Below are 1,414 nucleotides of genomic sequence, written 5' to 3' on the forward strand. Positions count from 1 at the left end.
ATGGCCAAGCACGTCGCGTCGACCACGCTCACCGAGCTGGAGTGGGAGAACTCCCACCTGATCACGGGCGACGTCGCCGAGGGCGTGGCCAAGCTCAAGGAGCAGCCCGGCGGCGACCTGGTCGTCTACGGCGGCCGGGGCCTGACGCAGACCCTGCTCGACCACGACCTCGTCGACGAGTACCGGGTCATGCTCCACCCGGTCCTGCTCGGCAAGGGCCGCACCATCTTCGAGGACGGCGCACGCCGGGTCGACCTCGAGCTCGTCGACACCACCGTGATCCCGCCCGGCGTCGTCGTCCTGACCTACCGGCCGGTCCGGTAGGTCGGTGACCGGTCCGGTCGCCTCCGCCCGCCCACGCGCCGGGTCGGGCGGAGGCGTCCGGGTCACATCCGTTCCGGCGCGGTGATCCCCAGCAGGTCCAGGCCGTGACCGAGCGTGCGCGCGGTCAGCCGGCACAGCGCCAGCCGGTTGCCGCGCACCGGCTCGTCGGCCTTCAGCACCGGGCAGGCCTCGTAGAACGTGGTGAAGGCGCGTGCCAGCTCGTAGAGGTAACCGCACAGCCGGTGCGGCTCCAGCCCGGCCGCCACCTCGGTCAGCACGGCGCCGTAGGCGTCCAGCTCCAACGCCAGGGCCCGCTCGGCCGGCTGGAGCGGGATCGACGGGTCGACCACGTCGGGCCGGTCGCCGGCGTTGCGCAGGATCGAGCTGATCCGCGCGTGCGCGTACTGCAGGTAGACCCCGGTGTTGCCGGTGAAGGACACCATGCGCTCGACGTTGAAGGAGTAGTCCTTCACCCGCGAGGTGGACAGGTCCGCGTACTTCACCGCGGCGATCCCGGCCATCTCCGCGATCCGGTCCAGCTCGGCCGCGTCGAGGTCGATGTTCCGCTCGGCGTTCTTCTCGGTCACGACCGCCCGCGCGCGGGACACGGCGTCGTCGAGCAGGTCCATCAGCCGCACGGTGCCACCGGCGCGCGTCTTGAACGGCGTCCCGTCCGGCCCGAGGATGGTGCCGTACGCCGCGTGCTCGGCGGTGATGCCGTCGGTGAGCCAGCCGGTGAGGCGGGCCGCCTCGAAGACGAGCTGGAAGTGCAGCGCCTGGCGCGAGTCGGTGACGTAGACCAGCCGGTCGGCCTTGAGGTCGCGGATGCGGTAGCGGATGGTGGCCAGGTCGGTGGTGTCGTAGCCGTACCCGCCGTCGCGCTTGCGGATCATGAGGGTGACCGGCTTGTCGTCGGGACCGGTCACCTCCCGCGAGTAGAAGACCAGGGCGCCGTCGCTCTCGACGGCCATGCCCGCGTCGACCAGCTCGTCGACGGTGTCGGCCAGCATGGGGTTGTAGAACGACTCGCCCACCGAGTCCTCGGGCGTGAGCAGCACGTTCAAGCGGTCGTAGATGGCGCGGAACGACC

At 71.1% G+C, this 1,414-nt stretch carries 2 protein-coding genes; one reads left to right on the plus strand and one right to left on the minus strand.

Features of this window, described 5'->3' with window-relative positions:
- Positions 1–324, plus strand: a 324-nt coding sequence (locus tag AB0G02_RS40275; protein ID WP_360805830.1) for a dihydrofolate reductase family protein, incomplete at its 5' end; no start/stop codon positions are given.
- A gap of 62 nt (positions 325–386) precedes the next feature.
- On the opposite strand, the gene argS is transcribed toward AB0G02_RS40275, so the two are convergent.
- Positions 387–1,414 (minus strand): arginine--tRNA ligase (argS, locus tag AB0G02_RS40280; protein WP_360805833.1); only part of this gene is annotated, 1,028 nt, incomplete at its 5' end.

The sequence above is a fragment of the Actinosynnema sp. NPDC023658 genome (assembly GCF_040639995.1).
Taxonomy (GTDB): Bacteria; Actinomycetota; Actinomycetes; order Mycobacteriales; family Pseudonocardiaceae; genus Actinosynnema.